This is a genomic window from Psychrobacter sp. NPDC078409, assembly GCF_050268505.1.
Classification (GTDB): domain Bacteria; phylum Pseudomonadota; class Gammaproteobacteria; order Pseudomonadales; family Moraxellaceae; genus Psychrobacter.
In genome coordinates this window covers 545,836-569,582 of record NZ_JBNNGW010000003.1, presented here as the reverse complement: position 1 = coordinate 569,582, position 23,747 = coordinate 545,836, and the positions used below count along the sequence as shown (strand labels likewise).

Here is a 23,747-nt window from a genome sequence, read left to right as displayed (position 1 = left end):
TTATTCTTCGTCAGTGTCAAAGCGCCAAGCTAGTACGCGAGTGCTTTTCTGACCTTGGCTCATTTCGATAATACGCATTTGAGCGACGTCTAACTGCTTTAATAATAATTGCAATGGCTTAACGTTTTCAGATTTCGACACTAAGGTAGTGAACCAACCCACATGCTCTGCAAAGCTCTGGCTTTCTTTTGCCATCTTGGTCAAGAACGCAATCTCGCCACCTTCACTCCATAGCTCTTTGTGCTGACCACCAAAGTTTAGATTTTGCGCAGCGTTGCCTGATTTGGTTGAACTGCGGCTGATTTGCTCGCTTTCATTTTTACCACGATGACGCTGCAAATTATGCTGCTTGCGACTATTGGCTTCCATCGCTTCCTCTAATGAAGCATGAAATGGAGGGTTGCAAACCACGACGTCAAAATAATCTTGACGACCAATGATGTTTTTAAAGATAAACTTAGGCTCAGGCTGCAGTTTTACTTTGACCGCACTTTTCAGCTTTGGATTGGCTTCACAAATCAGCGCTGCGGTATTGACCGAGATAGGGTCAATGTCACTTGCCGTGAAGCGCCAGCCATAGCTCTGACTACCAACGATAGGGTAGATAGCACTGGCACCAGTACCGATATCAAGCGCATGAATCTCTTTACCCGTTGGAGGTGTGTTATCGGTGTTTACGTGAGTGGTTTGCGCCAACAAGTCCGCGATATAGTGAATATAATCGGCACGTCCAGGAATCGGCGGACATAGATAACCTTCAGGAATGTCCCAAAACTTAACCCCGTAATAGTTCGCTAACAGTGCTTTATTTAGCACGCGAACAGCCTGATGATCCGAGAAGTTAATCGTCGACTCACCTTTAGGGTTGGTAATGGTGTGGTCAGCAAGCTCTGGTAAGGCGCGAGTCAGTACCGCAAAGTCATAACGACCTTGGTGCGGGTTGCGTGGGTGCAGCTGACCGAGTTTCTTCGCGGTCGCAGGAGATCTGTTTCTGTGTTTACTATTTGCAGGGTTACGGGTCATGGGCTTACTTGTCATAATGTCAGGCTACGATATATGGATATAATTAACCAGTGTAGCAGATTTCGCAGGTTGCTAATTGTTTATCCGCGCTTTATCGGTCGCTTATCGATGACGTAATATCAAGTTAAGCCCTAATACGATCATCGCAGTACCCAATACGCGGTCGATCCAATGCTCAAATCTTTGGAAGCGTCGATGTACCGCAGGGATAGAGAGTAGCATGACGACCGTACTAAACCATGCCATCTGTAACACCATCATCCATACACCATAAATAGCCAATTGCCAAAGCGGGATGTCAGGCGACAATACAAGAGTAAAAATAGCTACAAAATAGACAGGTGCTTTTGGATTAAAGACATTACAAAGGAATCCGCGACGCAACGTAGCAAAGGTAGATTCGCTATTGCTAGATGATTTTTCGATAGTGGTTTCTTTGGTTGTAGGTGTGGTCTGGCTAGTAAGCGCATCTTGCGAAGTGTGAGTGCTTGAACCTACTTGTGAATCTGCTTTTTCTAAAGCATGTGTTTTTTCTAAAAGATGAGCTGTTTCTAAATCTGCTGGTTTTTTAGGCTTGGCTTGGATACCTTGCCAACCTAAATAAATCAGATAGCCGCCCCCCAACCATTTAATAGCAGTCAATAATGGCTGTGAATGAGCAATGACAGTCGCCAGTCCTAATACAGAATAGATAATATGGACGGCAAGACCCAAGGTAATACCGAGACTACAAATCAAACCTGTGCGTCGACCTTTTGCTAATGTCTGCTGCGAGACTAAGACAAAATCAGGGCCAGGTGAGGCCGCAGCCAATAGATGTACGCTAGTGATAAGTAAAAAACCGTGCCAAAATTCCATAAAATACTCTGAACCATATTTAGACCTGCAACATAGTTGCACTTATCGTAAATGAGGTCAACTTTTATCGATCTTTGCACTATGCGAGTCATCTCTATTGCTTGTGTTATAGAACGAGGGTGTCTATATTAAAGGTGACTTATCGCTCAATCTCTACCGATAAATTATTGAGATTCGACTATATAACCACTCATTATATGCAAAATATGCAAATAATTACTTTAACAAGGATGGAACCATGACTACGGATAGTAACGCCACAGAAAACCGCATCACTTATAACACGCAAGGCCATGTTTGCCTTGTCGGGCTAAACCGTGCCAACAAACGCAACGCCTTTGACAGTCATATGATTGCCCAACTGTCTGACGCCATGACTCGCTACGAGCAAGATGACAACTTACGTTGTGTATTGGTATTTGCCCATGGAGATCACTTTACCGCTGGGCTAGATTTGGTAGAGCTACAAGACAAGCTAAACGATGGCGTATTTGAGTTTAATGACGATCAAATCGATCCATGGGGCATTAGCGGGAAACTACGTACCAAACCTGTGGTCGTGGCGGTCAAGGGCACTTGCTTCACCGTGGCTATCGAGCTGATGCTAAACAGTGATGTGGTCATCGCTAGTGATAACTGTAACTTTGCACAAATGGAAGTCCAGCGCGGTATCATGCCATTTGGCGGTGCAACGGTACGCTTTGTCGCCGCTGCTGGCTGGCAAAAAGCCATGCCGTATCTACTCACTGGTAAAGCATTCGATGCGCAAACGGCCGATAGGCTGAATTTGGTCAGTGAAGTAGTAGCAAATGGGACTGAGTACGAGCGTGCATTAACGTTGGCAGAAGAAATCTGTAAAGCGGCACCTTTAGGCGTGAGAGGGGCATTGTCTTCAGCACAAGATGCCAGCCGTAATGGGGCAGCGACTGCATTGGCTAATATCCATAGCTATCTGCCGCCGCTGTTTCATTCAGAAGATGCCAAAGAAGGTGTAATGGCGATGGTTGAGAGACGTGAGGCGGAGTTTAAGGGGCGTTAATACTAGTATGGTTTAAGAGTTATTTCTCATAAGCAAAAGATAAAAGTTCGATATGTGTGATTATCTTTTAAACTTCCGTAAAAGTCCTGTTTAGTCGAACATACCACCCAAAAAAAACCTCGCAATCGCGAGGTTTTATTACTTTATCTAGCATGGCTGGTTATAGCTATACCAGTGTTATTGGCTTAACTATAATTATTTAGCTTTTTGGTAGTAGTCAACCATCATAGTACCCAAAGTGCCGTTGTCATCGATCGTAACGATTCTGACCGTACCTGATTGTGCTGCGGTACTCGACTGTACTTGTCCAGCGTTACCTAAGACAACTTGGTTGTCTTTAGATGCTTTTGCCTCGTTACCGATAGCGATACTGTTCATGCCGCCTGCCATAGATTTATTACCGACTGCGACCGAAGTCGCGCCTTGTGCCATAGCCGCTTCACCGACAGCGGTAGAGCGCATACCACTTGCATTGGCTAGATGACCAAATGCTTGTGCACGTTCAGCGGTAGCTTTTGACTGCCAACCGATAGAGGTTGAGCCTAGACCAGCAGCATTGGCTTCACCACCAATGGCAGTGGCTGAGTTGAGACCTGCATTGGCTTTATTGCCGACAGCAACCGTATCATTATTGCCACCTGCCATGGCTGCTTCACCGACAGCAGTAGAGCGCACACCACTTGCATTGGCTAGATGACCAAAAGCTTGCGCACGTTCGGCAGTGGCTTTTGATTGCCAACCGATAGAGGTTGAGCCTAGACCAGCAGCGTTAGCTTGACCGCCAACGGCAGTAGCTGAGTTTAATCCTGCATTGGCCTGACTACCGATGGCAACGGTATCATTGGTGCCGCTAGTCGTGGCAGCATTGCCGAGAGTGATAGCAGTGCTGCTAGTTACGTTTGCAGTTTGATGGTCAGTTCCTGTTGCCATAGCAGTGCAAGAAGCGGTTGCGGCAATGGCAAAGGTAAGGGCACTAATCTTTAGTACTGATTTCGGTAAAAAGTCCATTTTCATTCTTCATTCCTTTTTGTTAGCCTTGATGGCTTATTAGATAGTTTGGGTAGATGTTGATAGATTATAATCATGGCAACATCAGCGCACTTTGGCATAAATAACTTTATCATAGATAGAGTCCGAAACCTTAATGTAGCATTAATTTTTAATCATTATTGAAATAAAGTTTACTTTATATCTTTGACGGTTATTTAAGCCGATAAATGGATAATTAAGGTCTAAAAATACTTTAATTCTTTGTGAAAAATTGAATGCGCCTTAATCTACTAGAGCAGATAGCGTAGCGTATATTGATAATACAATGCATATATTGCGCTGTATTTTTTACGTTCCAAACCATTATTATTCCAAATAAGAAGAGTACCAATGCAATATAACTTTGATGAAATAATCGACAGACGCGATACCGGTTCACTCAAGTGGCACTATAGCGATGACACGATTGCGCTATGGGTAGCAGATATGGATTTTAAGGCTGCCACACCGATATTAAGTGCGGTTGAGCAAGTCATGCAGCATGGCATCTTGGGTTATACCAAACCTACTGACGCTTTATATAACTCGATTATGAAGTGGCATGGCAGTCGTTATGACTTGCAGTTAGAGAAGCAAAATATCTTGTTTTCCCTTGGTGTCGTGCCAAGCCTAGCGCTGATGATGAATGTCTTTACCAATGTAGGCGAGGCTGTAATGGTCAACGATCCTATCTATACGCCTTTTATGAGCAAGGTTGAGCAAAATGGCCGCAAGCTTGTACTTTCTACACTGAAGGAAGTCGAAGGTAAATATCATTTAGATTTGGCTGATATCGAAGCCAAAATCATCGAGCATGAGGTTAAGCTTTATCTACTGTGCAATCCACATAATCCTGGTGGTCGCGTATGGACGAGGAACGAGCTGGAAGCGCTACTTGCGATTTGTAAAAAGCACAACGTGGCGATTGTTAGTGACGAGATTCATCAAGATTTGACCTTGACTAGTCATACGTTTACACCATTTCTGACGCTGGCAGAAGGCTATGAGCACAACGTAGTCAGCCTGACTTCGATGACCAAAACCTTTAATATCGCAGGTATCAAAGGCTCTATGATATTTGCTAAAGATAAGGCGCTAATTAAAAAAATCAGTCAGCAGCAGCAGTTAAATGATGAGTACGAGCTAAATCTATTTGCGTATACAGCCATGCGTAGTGCTTACGAGCACGGCGGTGAGTGGCTAGAGCAGGCGCTTAGTTATATCGAAGCCAATATTGAATTGACCGTTCAGTTTTTAAATGAGCATTTGCCTGATATTAAAATCATGCGCCCAGAAGCATCGTACCTAATCTGGCTAGATTGCTCAGCGTATAGTCAAGACGATCAGGCGCTGTATGATGCGCTTAGAGCTGCTAAAGTTGAGCTTAATGCTGGCATTAAATATGGCGAGGAAGGACATTTAAAAATGCGTTTGAATGTGGCTTGCCCTAAAGAAGTATTGATAGAAGGGTTAAATCGTATGTGTACAGCCTTTGAAGCTATTCTCAAATAGAGTATCAAACAGATATAAAATGTAAGTTAAACATGTGCATTTATCCACTAGTCTGAAAGTTAGATTAGCTTTCTACTTATAGGCTTGATTATATTTGAGCAAATAAAAACCCCGCAATTGCGGGGTTTTTATTGGGCTTGTATTAATGGTTTTTGCTTTGTCTGTATAAACCAATGGTTTAAACAAATACTTATAAGTTACTTACCAAGCAAAAGTAACGCCGCCACGTGCGCCTACTTTACCAGTATCAGTACCAAAACCAGCGCCTGTCGAAATGGTAACACTGTCACTTACTCGTCCAGCAAACGATGCGCTGATCGCAGTGCTACTGTTGTAGTAGCCGGTACCGATAGTCATTGCATATTTCTTGCCTGAAGGAATAACCGGTGTCTCCATCGACAATGCCATGGCAATACCGTCTTCTGCTTCATCCAAACGATCTTCTTGACGATTGTACTGACTACGCAAATCGTTGAACTGTCTAGCGCTTGCAAATGAGTCTATACTACTGGTACCTAATGTACCGTTTGCATCAGCTGTCACGATACTGGTAGTCCCAGATTGTGACGCAGTGCTCGCTTGTAATTGACCTGTACTGCCCAAGATAATTTGGTCATCATTTGCAGCAGAAGCACCGTTACCGATAGCAATACCGTTTGAACCACTAGCAGTGGATTGGTTGCCTAGTGCGATAGATCCTGCGCCTTGTGCCATTGCGGCTTCACCAACAGCGGTCGAACGTACGCCTGTTGCAGAAGCTAAATGACCAAAAGCTTGCGCACGTTCAGCACTAGCGGTTGATTGCCAACCTATTGCGCTAGCTCCCGCTTGCGTTGCTTGAGCTTGAGCACCAACCGCAGTTGAAGAGGTACCAGAAGCTGTGGTTTGACGAACACCGCTTCTATCCCCACCGATCGCTACACCATCTAAACCTGACGCTACTGAGTTATTACCAATAGCGACGGCATTATCTGATTCGGCGCTAGCTGCTTCACCGACTGCTGTTGAGCGTAAACCAGTCGCTGATGCTAAGTGACCAAATGCTTGCGCACGTTCGCCAGTGGCTTCTGATTGCCAACCTACTGAAGTAGACCCTAAACCTGCGGCGTTTGCTTGGCCACCGACTGCGGTGGCTGAGTTCATACCAGCATTGGCTTGGTTACCAATCGCGACTGTATCATTAGTGCCACCAGCGACTGATTCGTTACCTAGTGCCACCGAGCGTTCGCCTTGTGCTTGCGCAGCTTCACCTACGGCGGTTGAACGCACACCGTTCGCTTGAGCCAAATGACCGAATGCTTGCGCACGTTCAGCATTTGCGCCTGATTGCCAACCGATAGCCGTTGCTCCTGGACCAGTCGCTACTGACTCGCCACCAACTGCCGTAGTAGAATTGCCAGTTGCATTGGCTGCATCACCTACTGCTAGAGCATCCACACCGTTAGCAATTGATTCGTTACCGATAGCGGTAGCGAAGCCAGATTGCGCGTCAGCGTTTTCACCAATGGCTAATGATCGCTCGCCTTGGGCGGTTGCTAGATGACCAAATGCCTGCGCACGTTCGCCAGTAGCTGCTGACTGCCAGCCTACGGAAGTAGACCCTAAACCTGCAGCATTGGCTTGACCGCCGACTGCGGTGGCCGAGTTCATACCAGCATTGGCTTGGTTACCAATGGCAACTGTATCATTAGTGCCGCCTGCTATTGCTGCCTCACCCACTGCGGTAGAGCGTTCGCCGTTCGCTTGGGCCAAGTGACCGAAAGCTTGAGCGCGTTCAGCATTTGCGCTTGACTGCCAACCAATAGCAGTTGCGCCTGGACCAGTGGCTACTGATTCGCCGCCAACTGCCGTAGTAGAGTTGCCTTGCGCACTAGCACCAGCACCGATTGCCACAGCGTCATTACCATTGGCATTTGAGCCAACACCGTCTTCGTCTAAAGTACCATCATTATTGACATCGTTATTACCACCAATCGCGATTGCACCATTGCCTGTTGCGCTTGCATCTTCACCGACAGCAACTGACTGAATACCGATTGCAGAGGTCTGATGCCCTAATGCAGTTGATCGATTGCCAGCAGTAACTGCTTGCCAACCGATAGCGGTTGCTCCTGGACCAGTCGCCACTGACTCGCCACCAACTGCCGTAGTAGAGTTACCTGTTGCAGCTGAGTCTGTACCAACAGCAAGGGCATCCACACCTGTTGCAGTAGAATTAACACCGCACTCTAGAGCAGTTGCGTCAGTGCCTGCATTACAGTCTGGCGTTGCATCAGCAAATGCAGAGACTGAGGTTAGTGTTGCTGCGGCAACCGCCAAAGTGAGTGAGCTAAGCTTAAGTGCTGAGCGTTTCGAGAACTCCATTTCCATAATTTTTATCCTTTTTTAAGGCCCTAAAGGCTCTAGGTTGGTTCAGTGGGTATTGAAAGAGGTGTTTGCACTATTCGTCAGTCTAAAATAACTTTACTGCCAGATAACTTAACAATTGACCTTACAAAGTTTTGTTAAACAGTCGTTAATAAAGTCACTTTTAACTATCGTCAGAACAATGCGACTTTGTATCTAAAAGCGCAGATTGTATCTGCATTAGTAAGAACTAATTAATAATGTACACTGCTCCGTAATAAAAATCGATTAATATTTTTCTATTGTTTCAATATGATATGATATTAAATAGATTTACTTCATGAACCTTGAAGAGTAAGTGTTAATTCAAGTGGTTGTATCATGAACTAGAACAATGAAAGTGATTTCGTAAAGTCTTATAGTTGCAGTATTTTTAGATGATTGTTGACTAATTAGCATCCTAAATCAGGTGGTACTGTAATTAAGCGATTGGGGTTGAAGACTAGTGCAAATTTTATAGGCTGTTTACGTGATTAGTAGAAAGTTGCTAGTAAAAAATGAGCGCCTATCAGGCTAGTTAAGAGTATTCATAAGCTTGATTAGGCAGTTTCTGATAAAAAACCTATTGAATAACGAAATTTTGCGGAGGAAGTAACCCTTACAGTGCGTAAACTTGTTAAAATAGGGCACCAATTTATCTATTGATGGATATCGATTTATGACCACTGCTGCTGCCACTCCTGCAATCAAAGAAGATCGCATCTTAATCCTCGATTTTGGCTCGCAATATAGCCAGTTAATCGCTCGCCGTGTGCGCGATTCTGGGGTGTTTTGTGAGATGTTCCCTTATGATATCGACACTCAGCGCATCATCGATTTTGGCGCAAAAGGCGTCATCTTGTCAGGTGGCCCTGAGAGCGTCCACGCAGAAAACAGCCCACGTATTAACGATGCGGTATTTGATCTAGGCGTGCCAGTACTAGGTATCTGCTACGGTATGCAAGCGATGGCAGATCGTTTCGGCGGGCAAGTTCATGCCAGTGATATTCATGAGTTTGGTGCAGCGACTATCGAAGTAAATGGTCACTCGCAGCTGACTGACGGTATCGAAGACAGCAAGACTGACGGCGCGGCTGCCAAGCTAAACGTTTGGATGAGTCATGGTGACAAGGTCATCGAAGTACCTGAAGGCTTTGACATCATCGCTAGCACGCCAAGCTGTCCGATCGCGATTATGGCCAATGATGACAAGCAATACTACGGCCTACAGTTCCACCCAGAAGTCACGCATACGCTACAAGGTCAAGCGCTGCTTGGTCGTTTCGTGCATCAAATCTGCGAATGTGCAGGTGAGTGGACGCCAGACAATATCGCTGATATGCGTATCGCACAGCTAAAAGAGCAAATCGGTGACAAGCAAGTATTGCTAGGTCTATCGGGCGGTGTCGATAGTTCAGTCGTTGCCGCGCTATTGCACAAAGCAATCGGCGATCAGCTGACCTGTGTGTTCGTCGATAACGGTCTATTGCGTCTGCATGAAGGTGACCAAGTGATGCAAATCTTTGCAGAAAACATGGGTGTAAAAGTCATCCGTGTTGATGCAGAAGATTTGTTCTTAGATGCGCTAGCAGGCGAGTCTGATCCAGAGAAAAAACGTAAAATCATCGGCAAAACCTTCATCGACGTATTCGCTGATAGCGCGCGTCAAGTGAGTGAGCAGAGCGATGGTAAAGTCGTTGAATTCTTGGCACAGGGTACGATTTACCCAGACGTGATCGAGTCTGCCAAGTCGCATCAAGGCAAAGCTCACGTGATTAAGAGTCATCATAACGTAGGCGGTTTGCCAGATGACTTGGCATTTAAACTGATTGAGCCGTTACGTGATTTGTTCAAAGACGAAGTACGTAAGCTTGGTATTACCTTGGGTTTACCAGCCAAAATGATCTATCGTCATCCGTTCCCAGGTCCAGGTTTGGGCGTGCGTATCCTTGGTGAAGTCAAAAAAGAATACGCGGATATCTTGCGTTTGGCTGATGCAATCTTTATGCAAGAGCTTGAGCGTTCAGGCTGGTATGACAAGACTGCACAAGCATTTGCGGTATTCCAACCAATTAAATCTGTCGGCGTGGTCGGCGATGGCCGCCGCTATGCATGGGTAATCGCGCTACGTGCGGTTGAAACCGTAGACTTTATGACGGCTCGCTTTGCGCATCTGCCGTATGATTTAATCGAAACGGTATCGAATCGCATTATGAATGAAATCGCTGAGGTATCTCGCGTGACTTATGATGTGTCGAGCAAGCCGCCAGCTACGATTGAATGGGAATAACAATTAATAAAAGCTATCAAATTAAAAACCTGATTAGCGTCGTCAAACTCGTTCAGCCTACTTGATGTAGTACTATTACTCGTTTTCCTCGCTACTCAAATTTTTTGAATTGATATACAGCTTGTTATAAATAAAAAACACTCAACTTGGTTGGGTGTTTTTTTTATTTATACAGTTAAGAGCAATAGCAAGGTACTATATTAAAATCAACTAACTAAGAGTTATATAAAATGGCTAATAAAAGAATAAAAGAGTTCTTTAACAGTAAGTTTTTTGAAATCCCGAAGTATCAACGTGGTTATGCTTGGGAAAAAAGTAATGTGAGAGACCTTTTTGAAGATATACAGGAAGCTATTGAAGTAAAAGCAAATCATTATATTGGAACTATTGTGTTATCAAAGACTGATAGGAACGATTATTTTTACGTAGTAGATGGTCAACAGCGGATTACTACTATAACGATGATAATTCATGCTTTAATTTCTCATATGGATGATGAAGATGCAATGTATTATCGTAGATTCTATATCAGAGAAGGTGATTACTATAGATTGGCTCCTTTAGGTAGAGAAAAGGATTTTTTCAAAGAGCTGTTAAAGAATGGAGCAGCAAGCTTGAATCCTATAAATAGAAGCCAAAGGTTACTCATAGAAGCATATCAAGAGATCATGGATATGTTTGAACATATTCTAAAAACTACTTCACCAAAGGTATATTTAGAAAGTATTGAAAATCTGCAAATTATGGAGTTTGTCGAAGAAAGTGAAGGAGATGCTATACGCATATTCCAAACAGTTAATGACCGTGGCAAACCCTTAACGAATATGGAAAAGACAAAAAGCTTATTAGTATATTTCTCGAATCGTTATTTAGGTGGATCACTTGATAGCTCGATAAATGAAGATTTTGGGAGTATCTTTGAATTATACGATCAAATTAAACTTACTGGACAACTTAACAACATCGACTTAATCTCAGGTCGCTACGGAGAGTTTACAGAAGATAATATAATGCGCTATCATTTTGTTACTTTCAGTAGAGAAAATTATGATCCAACAGCAAGTTATATATTGCAGTATCTAAAGAATGAGCTTAAAAAGTTACGAAAGGTTGAAAATGATAATATCAATCTTGAAAGCTTTATTAAAAATTATGTAGAGAGTTTGCTTGGATTTTTCGACTCGCTAAACGAAGTAATCCAAAAAACTAATACTGACGAAAGATATTTTAAAATATTTTCAATATTAGGTTTGTCTCCTACTCTATATCCTTTAATAACAGTACTGAATGGTCAAAAACGACTAGAGAATAAACTATTTACAGATAACAACTGTGCCTATAATTTCTTAGACTTAATAGAAATTATAGATGTAAGAGTGTACAAGATAAGAGGTACAGATCCTAAATCTGATATGGCTAGATTTGTTTACAAATACAATCATAGTAAAAATTTGATAGATGATCAGATTAGAGATGATTTGACGTGGTTCAACAGTAGATGGATGAGTGAAAGTGAGTTTAGAAATAATTTATTAGGATCTGTATACAAAAGAAGTAAGGCTGTTCTACCATTTATATTACTTGATTACTCAGAATTTCTATCAAGCTTCCGACATGAATTAGAAGACTTAAAAGATTTTGTGAAAACAAAAAGTTTGACAGTAGAGCATATACTCTCTCAAACACCTAAGTTTTCTCTAGATACGCACGGTTTTCAGAGTGAAGAAGAATATTTAGAGTTTAAAGATACAATGGGAAACTTAACATTACTTGAGAAAAGTATTAACAGTTCAGTAAAAAATAGGAATATACTTGAAAAAATTAGTTTTTATGACAAGAGCAAATTCAAGATGACTAAACTGCTAGCGACAGAAATTACATACAGTAATCAATTCAATAAAAAAGATATTGAAGCTAGAACTGAAGAACTAATGAAGTATATGGAAAGGAAGTGGTGGTGTTAATGCTCGTAGCATTATGAATTTAAAATCAAAGTAATTCTTACCTTAGTAGTAATAGCAGTAATTAATGATTTTTAGAAAATAAAAAAGCAGCACCTCAAAAGAGATGCTGCTTTTTTTACGAAAATTAGTTTTAAACCAAGACCTGACCCTTCACATTCACCACATAACGCCCAACCACTTTGCTCGACATAAAGCGATCTAGGTATTCTGGCGTTTGCTCAAGTGTAATCTCTTCACCATAGCTTTCAAGATTAGGCAGTTTCATATCAGTGGCGACACGTTTCCAGATGGCTTCTTTATCTGCTAGTGGAATATAGACCGAGTCGATACCCAATAATGATACCGCTCTAGTGATAAACGGCATGACCGTCATCGAAAACTCAGCGCCACCTGCTAGACCACAGCTCGTCACCGCGCCACCCGCTTTGGTTTGTTTGAGCAAGTTAGATAGGTAATCACCACCGATGGTATCAATGGCGTTTGCCCATAGCTCACGGCCGACAGGTTTGTTACCGATTTCATTGATGGTATCGCGATGACGTACTTCGCTTGCGCCAAGCTCTTTTAAATGCTCGCTTTGTTCTGGCTTACCTGAGAATGCAATCACGTCATAGCCGAGCTGCTTTAAGATAGCGATACTGATCGTACCTACGCCGCCTGTTGCGCCAGTCACAGCAACTGGGCCATCACTTGGTTTTGCACCCATTTTTTCTAACTTTTGGACACTCAGTGCTGCGGTTAGGCCGCCTGTACCGTAGGTCATTGCTTCTTTTAGTGTCAGCGTTTCTGGGCAAGGTAGCGCCCACTCTGCGGGGATTGAGATCATTTGACCGAGACCACCATCTGTGTCCATACCGAGATCATAGCCGAATACCAATACCTCTTGTCCTGCGCTAAACGTGCCTGATTTATCACTGACGACCACGCCAGCTGCGTCGATACCTGGGGTATGCGGGTACTGTTTGGTGATTCGTTTATTACCAGTGGCTGACATCGCATCTTTAAAGTTTAACGATGAATAATGCACTTCGATGAGCAAATCATTTTCTGGCAAGTCACTGACTTTGCGCTCTTGAATGCTTTTTTTGAATTCGCCATCGCTGGTTTCTTCGACAACTAAGGCTTTGAATGTTGTATCGTTTGACATAGCTATATCCTTATTAAATATTATTATTTGGGTTGATAGGTAACTGCTGATGAAACTAATTACTTTGAAATCATCATGACAACAGCATGGTTAAAATAAAAAAGCCCATAGTATTATCTAACGAGTAATACAAATGGACTTTTCATATTTATGATGCCTTTAATGACAATCAATGCAAGGTTAGAATATCACTTAAGGTTTTAGGATAACTTTACCTTTTTTGCTTGACTGTACTTTTCCAGATACGGCAGTTGTAATGTCATCTAGACTATAAATGGCTTCGATAGGGAGTTTTAGATCGCCATTCGAAGCACGCTCTAGTAGCTCATCGATTAGACGTTGTTTGTTTTCAAGATCCATTTCTTGACTGGTTTTACTGCCCCAGAAACCTTTTACAACGGCTTGCTTAAAGATCAAGCTGCCAGCGTCTAGTGCCATTGGTTTGCCTGACATGATACCAAATGAGACCAGCGTGCCTTTGCTGCCAAGTAACGATAGTAGCTCATTGCTCGATTCACCACCGACTGAATCGACGGCTGCTGTGATCTTGTTATCGCCGATGATGGCGCGAACTTGGTCTTTCCAGTCATCATCAGCTGTGACGACATTGTTTTTGATACCGAGCGAGGTCAGCTCTTCTATCGCGTCTTTACTACGTACGAGGTTAATCGTATTTACACCGCGTGCTGCTGCTAGCATCGCAAGCGTTTTACCCACCGCGCCGTTTGCCGCGTTATGAATAATCCATTGACCTTTATCTACTTTTAGGAACTCTAATAGCATTAGGGCAGACAGCGGCATAGCGATCAGCTGGGCAGCCAACTCGTCTTCGATGCTATCAGGCATGTTAAATACCATGCTGGCAGGTGCAACAAAATACTCCGCCCACGTCTCATGCACACTGGCACAAGCCACACGCTGGCCGACGCTTAGGTCTGTGACGTCATCGCCCACAGCATCGATAATACCTAGCGCTTCACTACCACCGATGGCTGGCATCTCAGGCTTATAGCCATATTGACCACTTACCGTTAGCAAGTCATGGTTATGGATAGGGGAGAGGATGGTTTTGATGCGGACTTCGTTGGCCGCAGGCTGCGGCATGGGGCTGTCACCAACGCTCAATACGTTGGAGGGTTTGCCAAAACTGTTATGAATAGCACTACGCATGATGATTTCCTTTGTTTATTTTTAATAATCGTATTCTAGTTATTTGATTGTCTGTCGGTGATGGACACTCGAAGAAAGAGTGCAATCAGCTAATAACAGTAGCAACTTTGATGGATTGTTATCAGTACTTTTTTGGTTAAGTAACGTTGTTGCTTACTGATGAGGACATTGCACAATCATGGCAAATTTAAGATAACGATATTATTGGGAATCATGCTGTAGCGCATAGTAGTATTCAATAAAACTCTATCCTGCTCAGTACATGCTCTTGTATTAGATAGGCGCAAATATATGCACTTGGCCACGCAAAGATAAAGGCCAATCCCCAAGAATGCATCAATTCTGTAAAAAAGCCATCAACGTAGCCTACTTTTACCAATAATAGCGCTGACGAGATAATAAGCGACATCATCATCGCCATCAGACCTGTAAAGATAAGGCGATAGAGCTTGCGACGAATGCGTATTCTGATAGTGGGGAAGTTGGTCATAGTATTTGGTGTCCTACAGGATGATAGCAATTAATGACGCTCAGCCTATGATGCTGGCGTATGGCACGAATATAATTATGCGGTAATAAATAAGCGTAACTGACAAGATAGTTGGCTACGAGGGCACATGATACGCTTCGAAAATGAGTAGGTAAAATCGTTATTATTAATGGTAGGGTTTGCGATATGTTATTAATATAATCATTGTCTTTAAGGCAGTATTTTAAAACTTTTTAAGATGTTATTTCTAAAAGGAATATCTCTAGAAATAGTGCGTTCTCAGCAGTCGGTTTTGCTACGATAACTTACTATAACTAAGACCAGAAACAACTAGGAGTATAGTATGGCAGTTCAAGAACAAAGAGGGTCTCAACAAAAAACATTAGGAATCATCGGTGGTATGAGCTGGGAGAGTACCGAGAGCTATTATCGTCTGATTAATGAAGGTATCAAGCATCAGCTTGGCGGACTACATTCAGCAGATTTGTTGATTCATAGTGTGGATTTTGCGTTGATCAATACGTTACAGGAGCAAGGCAGATGGGACGAGCTAGGTATGATAATGGCTAGCAGTGCTCAGCGTCTACAAGCAGCTAGCGTACAAGGAATCATGATTGCCTCTAACACGATGCACAAACTGGTCGATGACGTGCGCTCCGCCACAGACTTGCCGTTGACTCATATCGCTGATGCGACTACTGATGCTATCAAAAAACAAAATCTTACTAAAATAGCCTTACTTGGTACTCAGTTTACGATGACTCAAGATTTTTATAAGCAGCGTCTTATTGATGCGGATTTACAAGTATTGATACCAGAAGATGAGGCGAGAGCAGAAGTACATCGCATTATCAAAAAAGAGCTGTGTGTCGGTGAGTTTAAAGACAGCTCTCGAGAGTATTATCGTCAAGTGATTAAAGATTTGGCAGCGCAAGGGGCAGAGGGTGTGATCTTGGGCTGCACAGAGATTGGTCTACTTATTAAACAGGTTGATAGCCCGATACCTGTATTTGATACCACAGCTATTCATGCAGCTGCGGCGGTAGATTTTTTGTTAGAGTAGTTCGGACTGATAAAAATATTTAAGCCTATAACGTTTTTACCACTCGCTCAAGCAGTTCAAGCGTGCTCTCTTGTTTGACCAAAGTTATCCCTTGTCCTGCCCATAAAGATTGATGTTCTGCATCCATATTCTGAGACGCATGAGCTCGCATAGATTTGGACATGGCATTTAATTGTGGGTAGGGCGGTAGCTCATCTGCACTCTCAAATTGAGCAAAATCACGTAGATAATCGTTTAATAAACCACGAGCGAGCTTACCTGAGAATAATCGAGTTAAGCGTGTCTCTGAGCTGCGTCTGCTGTGACTGGCATCGAGTAAGGCTTGTTTATAAGTATCACTGATACCGCATTGGTCGGTGGTCAAAAACGCCGTCCCCATTTGTGCAAGCTCAGCACCTGCCGCTTGTATTGATTTGATGTCTTGTCCCGTCATAATGCCACCTGCTGCAATCAAAGAAATATCAGTACAGGCGCGGGTTTGGCCAATCAAAGTCAATAATCCCAATGGATCGCTTTCACTTTGCGGTAACCAACCACCGCGATGACCTCCCGCTTCGACCCCTTGTACACATACCGCATCTGCGCCAATATCTGCCCATGCTTTCGCTTCTAGTGGATGATTGGCGGTACCGATGACGCGCGTACCGAGACTTTGCAGACGCTGAACTTGCTCAGCACTGATAATGCCAAAGGTAAAACTGGCAACAGGAACGGGATTGTCATAGAGCACTTGTAGCTGCTCTGCGAAGCTCTGCGCTGGGCGTTCAGGTAGTGCAAATTTGATATTATTGTCTTGGTAGTACTCACTCAGCCAAGCGGGAATTGCGGTATCAAAGGTGCTCGACTCATACTCAGATAACACCATGAGATTAATCATAAAAGGACGGTCGGTGAGCGATTTAATGGTATTAATTTGGCTGGTCAAAAAATTTGGCGCAGTCATGCCAGATCCTAATGAGCCCAGTCCACCAAAGTTACTGACCGTCGCTGCCAGTTCAGGTGTGGTTGCTCCTGCCATTGGTGCTTGGATGATCGGGTAGGTGATATTAAGCGTATCAAGTAAGGTCATGAATGGTTCCTTTTTATTAGGATATTTACATGGCTTACTGTAGCAGAGGAAGGCGGTGCACGTGTTGGATAGTGTTTATTTAGTTGCTGAATAGGAAAAGTGAGTTTTGACTACGGTTTTGTAGTTAAGATATTTGACTATAAAACTGTAGTTAAAGCTTATTAATACATATACTTGAGATTACTAAATATCTAGCCAAAGAAAGTTGAAATAAATAATGAATAAAATATCTCAAATTACTCGACGCAATATATTTGATATCTTGAAGATAGAAGATATTTGGTGGGCAGGAAAGCTAGATGAAACAGAGTTTTTATCTAGAATTTATGATTTAGAAAGTATGCCTTCTACAGACTCTAGGTATGAAAATGCCATAGGTGACATATGGCAACATAGAATTAATAATTATGACTGGGAAGATGATTGGATATTTAGTGATGCAAGGTTTAACTTATTAAATTGTGATGATGTCACTCTTTTGAACTTTCTCTGTCTGATGATACATCCAGTGGTAAGAACAGATCAAAAGGAAGTTGAAAGAATAGCAAAGGTACTTAACGATAATTTGTATCATGATGAGTTCGAGATTGTTGAAACAACCAATATATCTGGTAGACCAGTTTTTAATGGAAAAATGAAATTCACAGGAAAAACATCGATTGAAAGAAAAAGTAATGAGATTAGAGTTATTTTTAACGCTGATTACGTTTCTCAGCAGATTAACTTAATGGAATCATCAATTGAAACTTCTCCCTATCAGGCTATAGGAGTAGCGAAAGAGTTGATTGAAACTGCTTGTAAATCAATCTTTAAAAGTAGGCAAGAAGAATACAATAAAAGCTGGGATTTATCTAAGTTAATGAAAGAAACCACTAAACTGCTCAAAATTACGCCTGATAATATATCTAATGAAGCAAAAGCAGCGAGCTCAATAAGACAGATTCTAGGTAGTTTGTCCGCTGTTGTCCAAGGCATTGCAGAGGTTAGAAACGAATATGGTAGTGGTCATGGCAAAGATAGTAATTTTAAAGGTCTACAACCTAGACACGCTAAGTTAGCAGTTGGAGCATCATCTACCTTAGCTATATATCTACTAGAAACGCATGAAATGAGAAAAGATAATTAAAATTTATCTTTTTAAGAAAGTTTTCTCACCTAGAAGGTAAAAAATAGGTCAGCTCTCAAGCCATCCAACGATGACTAAGAAACTGACCTATTCTTATAACTTTATTAACTAATTTTGCTTATATTTTAGTTCAACTGCAAAGACCCTTTTGCATTCATCAGTAGCTCAACCACATCATCACCGCTAATCACTTCAAAGCGCTTGTCGATATCTGACTCTTCTACACCGTTGTGTTTCATGCAAGCGCCGCAGACCAATACTTGACCACCTTTTTCAATAAAGGCTTCTAGTAACTCACCAGCTGGCTCAAACGGATCGCCAATATCTACATTGTCTAGCGCGTTTGGTTTTGCCAGATGTACGGCATCCACCATTAATATCACAGTAGCAGAATGACCTTTTTTCAATGCCACGCCTGCCATGGTAAACGCTAAGGTAATTTTGCTTGGGTTTGATTCGCTATTATCAAATAGCGTACCGACATAATCTGTTGTATTAGCCATATTATTCTCCTTATAAGACTATATTTGTTTTGTCTGAGTATGTACTCACTACTATCCTAACATTTATTATATGTATTTATATAATGAGTTGTTATGGAATAGTAGCTATAAGGTTGGTTGCTTATACCATCTGTTAAATAAGCTAAAAGTAATGGGTTTCTAGCTTATAAAATTAAGTTAGTCAGCTGTATCAACAGGCGGCCACGGACGATCAGCATCACTTTTGATCCACTCAGCTACGTAACCCGTTGGCGGTAGATCCCAATCAGATTGACCCAACGCAGCCAGTACTTGTGCCGTATCGATCACTCTACCACCCTTTGTCACACCAGTACGCAGTAGTCCAGATGAGCAGGGCTGGCCCTTGACCCACATTGATTGCTCTATATACAACCAGCGCGCATCGATACCGACGATTTTGGTCTTGAGCGTGACTTTTTGAAAGGCGCGAATACGCTTACGGTATTGAATAGTACTGCCAGCGATGACCAAACCCCAGCGTTGTTTTAACAACTGCTTGCCAAGCCCAGTCCGTACTGCAAAGTCCATACGACCCAAATCATAAAGCGTAAATACGCGGCCGTTATTCATCTCCAAAAAATTATCTATATCGGATAAGCGGCAGCGAAACTGAATCTCACTGGTGTCCTTAAACGTCAGTGTATCGCCCTTTTTTGCTTTTAGAGCAGCATGAGCGATGGTGCTAGCATAACGGATAAATGGGTACATAAAACACTCTCAAAAAGTTATAAACGTTGGCGTTATTATTTTGTCATTGATGACAGTGATTATTTATTGTCAGAGCCCACATCCTGAGAAGACTCGCTAGTAGAAGCCACGCCAATCCAATTAAAATAAGCGCTAACAGTTTCAGGTATCCAGTTAATATCGAATTTTGAAGTCTTCGACTCTTTATCATTGGTGACAGGCGATTTGCTTTTGGACTGACCGTTGTCTGAGCGATAACGCAAATAACCGATGTGTCCACCGTGCTCAGTATCTAAGATAGTGACACTCTCAGAGACATCATTTGGGGTAGCGGTAAAGCCAATAAAAGGATCATCTTTTGCACTAATGAGTAGCAGAGGGTGAGTAACGTTGCGCAAATACGGCATGGCGGATGCAGTATGGTAATAATCGTTTTTGGAGCGATATCCGTGACGCGGCGCGGTAAAGATGTCATCGAAATCACTGATACGATTGGCAGCTTTGATAGAGTTGATTTCATCTTGCGTAAGATCGTTTGCCAATGCTTTTTTGATAATTGGGTTAAGCAGATAAGGCGTATAGATACGATGACTCAAAAAGCTGTGCATAGTAATGGCAGCTGAAGACATATCGACTGGCGCGGAGATAACAACGGCAGCTTTACATAGGACTTTGTCCTCATATTCGCCCATGTATTTGGCCAGTGCATTGCCTCCTAATGAGACACCAACGGCATAGATATTGGCATACTGCTCACGCAAATTCTGTAGCGCATGATGCACCTCGTCAGTGTCGCCTGCATTATAAAATACTGTGCCACTAGCAGGAATACCACCGCAACTACGGAAATGTGCCACCACAAAATGCCAGCCTTGCGCGTGCATTTGGTACGCTAGTGCGCGAGCGTAATGACTATCACTACTGCCTTCCATGCCGTGGAATAAGACAATCAATGGGGTTTGCTCAAGCTCGCCATTTTTTGACACTTCTACAGGATGCGCATCATAAAAGTCATAGGCAATATCACTCTCGTCCAATGAGTCTTTTTCGACCACGCGGCGGTAGGTCGGTGCCTTTGGCGCAAAAAATTTGGGCAAGATGCTTTGCAGATGTGGATTGGTCAGCCAAAATGGTGGCTTAAAAGGGGCTGGAGAAAAAGGTTTGGTTGAAGTTGGCATATATTGGTCTTATTTAATGATCGTGGAAAAACAAATAGAGTAGTGTAATAAGGGTTTTTTTTTATCATAACGCCAGTACTTGTGAAAACCAATAATTTTCAGTGAACGCATGATTACTGAAAAGCAACTACTGAAAAATCTAACAAATAAATATATTGAACACAGAACTGTCCAAAATTTACGACGAGAGTAGTTAATCAGAAATTTTTAGTCTTCTGGTTTATCCAATACTCGACCATCCATTGCTAAGCGCGCTTTTAAATTTTCGACATCTGCTTCAGCAAGTGTGGCGGTTAAGGTCACTTGCTTACTATAGGCGACATCGTCGATATGACCGCCAAGGCTTTCTATCATATAGCGGCATTGCGCTTCAGTCGCAAATTCGGCCAGTATCTGAATCTGGGTCATCGGTACATAAGGGTTTAATATCATCTCGTCGACGGCCGCTTGAGCAGAGCCCGCATAAGCACGGGTAAGACCGCCAGCACCCAATTTGATACCACCGAAGTAACGCACCACAATGATAATAACGTTGCCGATCGACTTATGCTGCAGTACATTTAATATTGGCCTGCCTGCCGTACCGCTTGGCTCGCCATCATCATCGAAACCAGCACTAGTGGTATTATCTGGATCACCGATGATGTATGCCCAACAGAAATGTCGGGCATCGGGATATTGTTCGCGTAGTTGTTCCACGTGAAACATTGCTTGCTCGCGAGAGGTCACCGGATAGGCGTAAGCAATAAACTCAGATTTTTTAATTTCGAGTCGCGTGGTAACGGCACGTTTTAGTGTTTGATAGCTCATATTTCATCAGGCTTAGGTTGGATATGTTAAACTGGTCTGACTTTCACTGGCTTTTGTATTGAGCACAGTGTTCATTTAATTTTTCATTATAGTACCATTTCTAACCATCGAAGATAACGAGCCGCTCACGGCTGAGTGCTGGCGTCGTTAGTTTCTGATTTAGGGCTGGTATAATAAAACCGATGGTAGTAAATAGTATGCGTTTAGATAAATTCATTAGTAAAGCCACCGAGCTGTCGCGTAAAGAGTCAAAAAAGATCATGCACGCCGGCGAAATCACTGTAAACGATCAAGTGGTTAAAGACCCTGGCCTACATGTCGATGTGGTCAATGATGATGTGATGTGGGCGGGCGAGCCGTTGTCGGTTGCTGCGGGCAATCGCTATATCTTGTTGTATAAGCCTGAAGGCTTTGAGTGCACGCTCAAAGTTAAAGAATATCCAATCGTCACTGAACTGATTGCTGTACCAGAATTGGGCAGCTTGCGTATCGCTGGGCGTCTCGATGTCGATACCACTGGCGCATTGCTGATGAGTGATGATGGCGGCTGGCTGCACCGTGTCACCAGTCCTAAGCATGAGCATGCAAAGGTGTACGAGCTGACTTTGGCAGATGCAATGGATAGTGATGCACAAGAAAAAGCCGTTAAGAAAGTGGCTGAAGGCATCTTGCTTGAAGGGGATTACGAGCCAACCAAACCTGCTGTTCTTGAGTTCATCGATGAAAAACATGCACGCCTAACATTAGAGCAGGGCAAATACCATCAGGTCAAACGTATGATGGGTTACTTCGGTAATCGAGTCACTGAACTGCACCGCGCCAGTATCGGTCACATCAATCTAGAAGGTCTAGAAAAAGGCGATAGCCGTTTCTTAACGCCAGAAGAAGTTGCCAAGTTTTAATAAATGAGCACTGAGATTATTAAGCTTTGGCAATAATACTCATCTTGAAACTATCGTTTTGAACCCATTAGCAGCCGCTACTTAGTGTGCTGCTTTTTGCGGTCTGCTATATTGTATTTATGTCTACTATCTACCTGTGTTGCCTATCTCTTAAAGCTAAGTAGCAGTTTTGCGACATTAGCCATTTAGTGCTTTGCAAAACTATCCCATATGCTACAGTCTTTTTTATCTATATTTTTATGACAGACAACCCTTAAACCAATTCCAAAAATCTGACTAATCAGAAAATGTATTGCTACCTTTCAGTTAGTGGTAGATTTGGAATTGGTCTTAATATTGAAAACTGCTATTATTAAAAACCAGATAGGAATCTCTCTGTGACATTACCTGTATTAAAGTCCACTAGCCTGATCAGCGTCATACTATTAGCAACCACTGCTTGCGCTCAGCCAAGTCCAGCGGATGCTAATAGCAATAACGTAACGCAAAACACTACAAATTCGCAAGTAGCTGAAGCAGTGAGTGCGACTGTTGATAAGCGATTGCGTCAAATATTGACCCAAGCAGGCATCAAAACACAGATTACTTCTATTGTGCCATCCAAACTACCCAATATGTATCAAGTAAATTTAGCTGGCCAGTTGCCGCTGCACATCACCGAAGATGGTCGCTACGTCATTCAGGGTGAGCTACAGAAAAACCCAAGTAAGCAAGTTGTCACTAAAACACCATTACGTAGCACGAGTGCGCAGGTAGGCGAACCTGTCAATACGAGTGGCAAGTCTGACATGCTAGCAAATATGGCTGCGCTTAAGAACATGAGCGCTAAAACGCCATTCTTTTATACCGCAGTACCGGGTGTTATCTGGGGAGCAACGCTAGAAGGGGTGCCGTTTTTACTATCAGATGATGCGCAGTATATTACCGATGGTGAAATATCAGTCATCGAAAATGGTCAGTTTATCGGTCTCGATGAGAACTTTGAAAAACATAAAAACCAGTCTGTGTTTGCGTCATTGGACAAAAGCCAGTTGATTACTTATCCAGCAACCACTACTGAGAGAGCCGTTATCTATGTGGCGGATGATGTGAATTGCCCTTACTGCCGCCGACTGCATCAGCAAGTGCCCTCGCTTAATGCAAAAGGCGTGACGGTTAATGTCATCGGCTATCCGATATATGAGGCGTCACCGAAGCAGATGCGTGGTATCTGGTGCCAAGCGGATAGAGACAGTCGTCGTCAGGCATTTGACAAGGCAATGCTACAGGGTGAAATGACGCCTGCATCAGCAAGTTGTACAATTGACCATGTGACACCCAATCGTGAAAAAGCAGCTGGACTCGCGGTAATGGCGACGCCTGCAATCTATCGTGAAGATGGCATGCTATATCAGGCGAGTTTTGAGAGTCCAGAATTTCTAGAGTTCTTAGGTGTTGAATAATCAACTGGTATGGTTAAGTGTTTTTTAGTTTAAAAAATT

Annotated in this window: 20 protein-coding genes; 8 read left to right on the top strand and 12 right to left on the bottom strand. The window is 42.8% G+C overall.

Annotated features, from left to right (window positions below):
- Positions 1-1,038 carry a 23S rRNA (adenine(1618)-N(6))-methyltransferase RlmF gene (gene rlmF / locus ACQKC9_RS08410; protein WP_427621359.1) on the bottom strand — a complete coding sequence of 346 codons (1,038 nt, stop codon included), beginning with the start codon at positions 1,036-1,038 and terminating at the stop codon, positions 1-3.
- 87 nt (positions 1,039-1,125) lie between these two features.
- Complete coding sequence (locus ACQKC9_RS08405; protein ID WP_427621357.1) at positions 1,126-1,881, bottom strand: LysE family translocator; 756 nt, start codon at positions 1,879-1,881, stop codon at positions 1,126-1,128.
- A 238-nt stretch (positions 1,882-2,119) separates the two neighbouring features.
- On the opposite strand from ACQKC9_RS08405, the gene ACQKC9_RS08400 reads away from it, so the two are divergent.
- Positions 2,120-2,920, top strand: a complete 801-nt coding sequence (locus ACQKC9_RS08400) for a crotonase/enoyl-CoA hydratase family protein (RefSeq protein ID WP_427621355.1) — start codon at positions 2,120-2,122, stop codon at positions 2,918-2,920.
- Between the two features lie 195 nt (positions 2,921-3,115).
- Here ACQKC9_RS08400 and ACQKC9_RS08395 read toward each other — a convergent pair whose 3' ends face one another.
- On the bottom strand, positions 3,116-3,934 hold the full coding sequence (locus ACQKC9_RS08395) for a hypothetical protein (protein WP_427621354.1): 819 nt from the start codon (positions 3,932-3,934) through the stop codon (positions 3,116-3,118).
- Positions 3,935-4,300: 366 nt separating this feature from the next.
- Here ACQKC9_RS08395 and ACQKC9_RS08390 point away from each other — a divergent pair, with 366 nt between their 5' ends.
- The gene (locus tag ACQKC9_RS08390; protein WP_427621353.1) at positions 4,301-5,461 is read left to right on the top strand and encodes a MalY/PatB family protein; all 1,161 of its coding nucleotides are present in this window, start codon (positions 4,301-4,303) and stop codon (positions 5,459-5,461) included.
- 201 nt (positions 5,462-5,662) lie between these two features.
- On the opposite strand, the gene ACQKC9_RS08385 is transcribed toward ACQKC9_RS08390, so the two are convergent.
- The gene (locus ACQKC9_RS08385; RefSeq protein WP_427621351.1) at positions 5,663-7,831 is read right to left on the bottom strand and encodes a YadA-like family protein; all 2,169 of its coding nucleotides are present in this window, start codon (positions 7,829-7,831) and stop codon (positions 5,663-5,665) included.
- Positions 7,832-8,525: 694 nt separating this feature from the next.
- Between ACQKC9_RS08385 and guaA the strand changes: the two genes are divergently transcribed.
- Both guaA and ACQKC9_RS08375 read left to right on the top strand, forming a co-directional pair.
- Positions 8,526-10,136: a glutamine-hydrolyzing GMP synthase gene (guaA, locus tag ACQKC9_RS08380; RefSeq protein WP_057757585.1), complete on the top strand. Its 1,611-nt coding sequence runs from the start codon at positions 8,526-8,528 to the stop codon at positions 10,134-10,136.
- A gap of 230 nt (positions 10,137-10,366) precedes the next feature.
- Complete coding sequence (locus ACQKC9_RS08375) at positions 10,367-12,100, top strand: DUF262 domain-containing protein (protein WP_427621349.1); 1,734 nt, start codon at positions 10,367-10,369, stop codon at positions 12,098-12,100.
- A gap of 130 nt (positions 12,101-12,230) precedes the next feature.
- Here ACQKC9_RS08375 and ACQKC9_RS08370 read toward each other — a convergent pair whose 3' ends face one another.
- From ACQKC9_RS08370 to ACQKC9_RS08360, 3 genes are all read right to left on the bottom strand, one after another.
- Positions 12,231-13,247, bottom strand: coding sequence for a YhdH/YhfP family quinone oxidoreductase (locus ACQKC9_RS08370; protein WP_427621348.1), 1,017 nt, complete (start codon positions 13,245-13,247; stop codon positions 12,231-12,233).
- Positions 13,248-13,439: 192 nt separating this feature from the next.
- Positions 13,440-14,417 carry a zinc-binding dehydrogenase gene (locus tag ACQKC9_RS08365; protein WP_427621347.1) on the bottom strand — a complete coding sequence of 326 codons (978 nt, stop codon included), beginning with the start codon at positions 14,415-14,417 and terminating at the stop codon, positions 13,440-13,442.
- Between the two features lie 235 nt (positions 14,418-14,652).
- A complete protein-coding gene (locus ACQKC9_RS08360) occupies positions 14,653-14,907 on the bottom strand; it encodes a DUF2798 domain-containing protein (RefSeq protein ID WP_101204702.1) in 255 nt (84 codons plus the stop codon).
- A 343-nt stretch (positions 14,908-15,250) separates the two neighbouring features.
- Between ACQKC9_RS08360 and ACQKC9_RS08355 the strand changes: the two genes are divergently transcribed.
- Positions 15,251-15,970 (top strand): aspartate/glutamate racemase family protein, encoded by a 720-nt coding sequence (locus tag ACQKC9_RS08355; protein WP_427621346.1) that lies wholly within the window; start codon positions 15,251-15,253, stop codon positions 15,968-15,970.
- Positions 15,971-15,995: 25 nt separating this feature from the next.
- Here the strand turns inward: ACQKC9_RS08355 and ACQKC9_RS08350 are convergent, their stop codons facing one another.
- A complete protein-coding gene (locus tag ACQKC9_RS08350) occupies positions 15,996-17,039 on the bottom strand; it encodes an NAD(P)H-dependent flavin oxidoreductase (RefSeq protein ID WP_427621345.1) in 1,044 nt (347 codons plus the stop codon).
- A gap of 217 nt (positions 17,040-17,256) precedes the next feature.
- Here ACQKC9_RS08350 and ACQKC9_RS08345 point away from each other — a divergent pair, with 217 nt between their 5' ends.
- The gene (locus tag ACQKC9_RS08345; RefSeq protein ID WP_427621344.1) at positions 17,257-18,165 is read left to right on the top strand and encodes an abortive infection family protein; all 909 of its coding nucleotides are present in this window, start codon (positions 17,257-17,259) and stop codon (positions 18,163-18,165) included.
- A gap of 125 nt (positions 18,166-18,290) precedes the next feature.
- Here the strand turns inward: ACQKC9_RS08345 and ACQKC9_RS08340 are convergent, their stop codons facing one another.
- From ACQKC9_RS08340 to ACQKC9_RS08325, 4 genes are all read right to left on the bottom strand, one after another.
- Entirely contained in the window at positions 18,291-18,668 is a 378-nt protein-coding gene (locus ACQKC9_RS08340) for a DsrE family protein (RefSeq protein ID WP_102078217.1), read from the bottom strand.
- A 177-nt stretch (positions 18,669-18,845) separates the two neighbouring features.
- Positions 18,846-19,397 carry an acyl-CoA thioesterase gene (locus ACQKC9_RS08335; protein WP_057757622.1) on the bottom strand — a complete coding sequence of 184 codons (552 nt, stop codon included), beginning with the start codon at positions 19,395-19,397 and terminating at the stop codon, positions 18,846-18,848.
- A 59-nt stretch (positions 19,398-19,456) separates the two neighbouring features.
- On the bottom strand, positions 19,457-20,554 hold the full coding sequence (locus tag ACQKC9_RS08330; protein ID WP_427621343.1) for a YheT family hydrolase: 1,098 nt from the start codon (positions 20,552-20,554) through the stop codon (positions 19,457-19,459).
- Positions 20,555-20,761: 207 nt separating this feature from the next.
- A complete protein-coding gene (locus ACQKC9_RS08325; protein WP_414559790.1) occupies positions 20,762-21,364 on the bottom strand; it encodes a YigZ family protein in 603 nt (200 codons plus the stop codon).
- Between the two features lie 197 nt (positions 21,365-21,561).
- Between ACQKC9_RS08325 and ACQKC9_RS08320 the strand changes: the two genes are divergently transcribed.
- Positions 21,562-22,266: a pseudouridine synthase gene (locus tag ACQKC9_RS08320; protein ID WP_057757631.1), complete on the top strand. Its 705-nt coding sequence runs from the start codon at positions 21,562-21,564 to the stop codon at positions 22,264-22,266.
- Between the two features lie 377 nt (positions 22,267-22,643).
- A complete protein-coding gene (locus ACQKC9_RS08315) occupies positions 22,644-23,708 on the top strand; it encodes a disulfide isomerase DsbC N-terminal domain-containing protein (protein WP_427621341.1) in 1,065 nt (354 codons plus the stop codon).
- The last annotated feature ends 39 nt before the right edge of the window (positions 23,709-23,747 follow it).